This window comes from Mucilaginibacter sp. (assembly GCF_036383575.1).
GTDB lineage: Bacteria > Bacteroidota > Bacteroidia > Sphingobacteriales > Sphingobacteriaceae > Mucilaginibacter.
In genome coordinates this window covers 1-2,989 of the sequence record NZ_DASVOB010000888.1, presented here as the reverse complement: position 1 = coordinate 2,989, position 2,989 = coordinate 1, and the positions used below count along the sequence as shown (strand labels likewise).

Sequence of the window (2,989 nt, the reverse complement as noted above, 5' to 3'; positions counted from 1 at the left end):
TGATATATGTGCTATAATAATTGAACCTGTACAATCAGAAGGCGGTGATAACCATGTACGTAAGGAGTTTTTGGAAAAACTGCGTGAACTTGCTGACGAGTACGAAGCATTACTGGTATATGATGAAGTGCAAACCGGCGTTGGCTTAACAGGAAAATTCTGGTGCCATGAGCATTTTGGTGAAAGGGCGCGTCCGGATATCCTGGCCTTTGGCAAAAAGATGCAGGTTTGCGGTATATTGGCCGGCAGGCGCATTGATGAGGTGGAAGATAATGTGTTTAAAGTATCATCACGCATAAACTCAACCTGGGGCGGCAGTTTGGTTGATATGGTGCGCTCATCAAAAATAATGGAGATCATTGAGGAGGATAGCCTTTGCGATAATGCAGCAGCCATGGGCGAGTACCTGCAAAACGGCTTAAGTGAAATTGCCGAAAGGCACCCCGTTGTAAGTAATGTGCGGGGAAAAGGACTGCTCACAGCTTTTGATTTTCCGGACAAAACGATCCGAGATAGTTTTATTAAAAAAGGTTTTGATAATAATATTATGTACCTTGGCTGTGGTGAAAGGAGCGTACGTTTCCGCCCTGCGCTGATCATTGAAAAAAGCCATATTGATATTGGTTTAGAGATGCTTGAACAGATCTCAACCACTTTTTAACAAAAAAGTAAAGAAAATCAATCCCGGCTACAGCTAAATCCGTTCATGGAGCGGATGGAATTAACTAATATTTAATAAGGTAAAAACGGCATCTATTATTTGTAAAAAACAAAAGATATTAATATACGCTACTTTTTTTCCAAAATACGCTATATTTTTTGTTATTATTCCAATTAGATTTGTTGCAACCCTATTAAAGTAACGTAGTTCTATTCAATCATCATGAGCAAACACATAGAGAAATTAAAGAAACAACTGGTTGAAGTAGCCGAGGTTGTAAACTCATTCAAATCTGAAGCCGTGCAGGTTCGAATAATCGATCGTTTACTGGAAGTGATGATCGAATCGGAGAAGGTAGATGCCGAAGGGGTTGAATTGTTTGGTAAAAAAGCAAGGAAATTACGTATTGAGGATGAGGGTGGTGCTATTGCAGGCCGTAAAAAACCAGGTGCTACCAAAATACTTAATCAACTGTTGAATACAGATTTCTTTGATACTCAGCGATCTATTTCGTCAATTGCCAATTACTGTAAAGATCAGTATGACTCTGATTTTAAAACGTCTGAGCTTTCAGGTATTCTCCTGAAATTGGCTAATGAAAATAAGCTGAGAAGAGAGAGAAGCAATGAAAATAATCGCTTTGAATATATTAGAGCCTAAGTATCATTATACATACTTAAATAAAAAGGAGCCTGATTTTCAGGCTCCTTTTTATTTAAAGCAAATTTAACTATATATAATTATAAGTTAATTAATATTATCTTAGATTAAATAAATTATCTACACCTAAAATTTTTCTACTGGTAAAGCCTTCAGCATATTTTGCCTGGATGCTTTTACCAAACTCCCTTGCGCGGCCTGTAACTATCTCAATAAAATCGGGTGTTGAAATATAGGTTTGTGGTTCACCTTCCCAGCTTGGGTTATAAAACTGTGATCCGTAAGCATAAATACTCTCTATTTTTTTATCCCAATGTTCGGTTACATCAATTAATATATCGGGGGTAATATAATTATCCTGTATAAAATGAAGTACCATATCCGGCCGCCATGCTTCCTGTGGTGCACCATCAATATCATAGGTTTCTATTTTGCGTAAACCTGCTAAAAACGCCGAAGCTTCAACAAGCTCATTAGCGCGGCCATGATCAGGATGGCGGTCATGATAAGCATTGGTTATTACAATTGAAGGGCGAAATTTACGGATGGCTTCAATAACTTTTACCTGGTGCTCGCGGGTGTTTTCAAAAAAGGCGTCGGGAAGGCCCAGGTTTTCACGTACGGCTAAACCTAATATGTCGGCAGCGGCAGCGGCTTCCTGTTTGCGGATCTCGGCAGAGCCACGGGTACCCAGTTCGCCGCGGGTAAGGTCAACAATACCAACTTTATAGCCAAGGGCAATATGTTTTAAAATTGTACCGGCACAACCTAATTCAGCATCATCAGGGTGTACCGACAGAATTAATATATCTAATTTAAGCATGCGCAAAAGTAATTCATTGGTTAGAAGCCGTTGTCAGCAGGCGGTCAATCTTTCGCCTGATCTTTGAGGAGTTAGGCTTGGTGAAAGGGTAGTAAAAATCAACCACATGGCCCTCCTTGTCAATCAAAAATTTGTGGAAATTCCAGCGGGGGACAGATCGTACATTTCCATTCTCTTTTTTATCGGCAAAAAACTGGTATAAAGGATCGGCATAAGGGCCGCGTACCCGTATTTTTTCAAATATGGGATAATTGGCCCCATTAGCTTCACAAAAAACAGCAATAGCCTCACCATCTAAAGGCTCCTGACCGCCAAAATCATTTGAAGGGAATGCAAGGATCTCAAAGTCCTTATCTGCAAAATCCGTTTTTAACGCTGCGAGTTCTTTTAGCTGGGGTGTAAAGCCGCATTGTGATGCAGTGTTTACTATTAAAAGAACTTTGTTTTTATATTCGGAAAGACTGATCTCTTCACCGTTTAACTTGTGGACGTTAAACCGGTAAATACTTTTATTATCCATTAAACTAATTGCTGTATGAATTATATCCGGCCTGGTTTAATATGGCTTCGATATCCTTCTGTTCTTCGGGGTCGTAAGTTTCTTTGAGGTTATGGCCAAATATGCTGGCTACCGACTGGAACATGAAAGCTTTAAAACCGCCTTTTAATTCTTTAACCATAGCAAAGCTGGTTTGCCCGGTTTCGCGGTCGATAAGCTTAATTAAAACCTCTCCCTGACTAATTGTCAGGTTTTTGATTTCTTTATTGAACAGATTTTTTATTTCACCCTCGCAGGTGCTTACTAATTCCTTTTGTTTTTTCCTGTCGGCAGTAACGGCCAGGTC

General features: G+C 39.6%; 5 protein-coding genes. 2 read left to right on the top strand and 3 right to left on the bottom strand.

Features of this window, described 5'->3' with window-relative positions; translation table 11 throughout:
- The coding region (locus tag VF500_RS31205; RefSeq protein ID WP_330863399.1) for an aminotransferase class III-fold pyridoxal phosphate-dependent enzyme at positions 1 to 661 on the top strand (661 nt) is incomplete at its 5' end.
- Positions 662 to 883: 222 nt separating this feature from the next.
- Positions 884 to 1,321 (top strand): hypothetical protein, encoded by a 438-nt coding sequence (locus VF500_RS31200; RefSeq protein ID WP_330863398.1) that lies wholly within the window; start codon positions 884 to 886, stop codon positions 1,319 to 1,321.
- Between the two features lie 97 nt (positions 1,322 to 1,418).
- Here VF500_RS31200 and bshB1 read toward each other — a convergent pair whose 3' ends face one another.
- The 3 genes from bshB1 to VF500_RS31185 form a co-directional block, all read right to left on the bottom strand.
- Positions 1,419 to 2,144 carry a bacillithiol biosynthesis deacetylase BshB1 gene (bshB1, locus tag VF500_RS31195; RefSeq protein WP_330863397.1) on the bottom strand — a complete coding sequence of 242 codons (726 nt, stop codon included), beginning with the start codon at positions 2,142 to 2,144 and terminating at the stop codon, positions 1,419 to 1,421.
- Between the two features lie 13 nt (positions 2,145 to 2,157).
- Positions 2,158 to 2,664, bottom strand: coding sequence for a glutathione peroxidase (locus VF500_RS31190; RefSeq protein ID WP_330863396.1), 507 nt, complete (start codon positions 2,662 to 2,664; stop codon positions 2,158 to 2,160).
- Positions 2,665 to 2,668: 4 nt separating this feature from the next.
- A partial coding sequence (locus tag VF500_RS31185; RefSeq protein WP_330863395.1) for a DUF4294 domain-containing protein occupies positions 2,669 to 2,989 on the bottom strand: 321 nt, incomplete at its 5' end.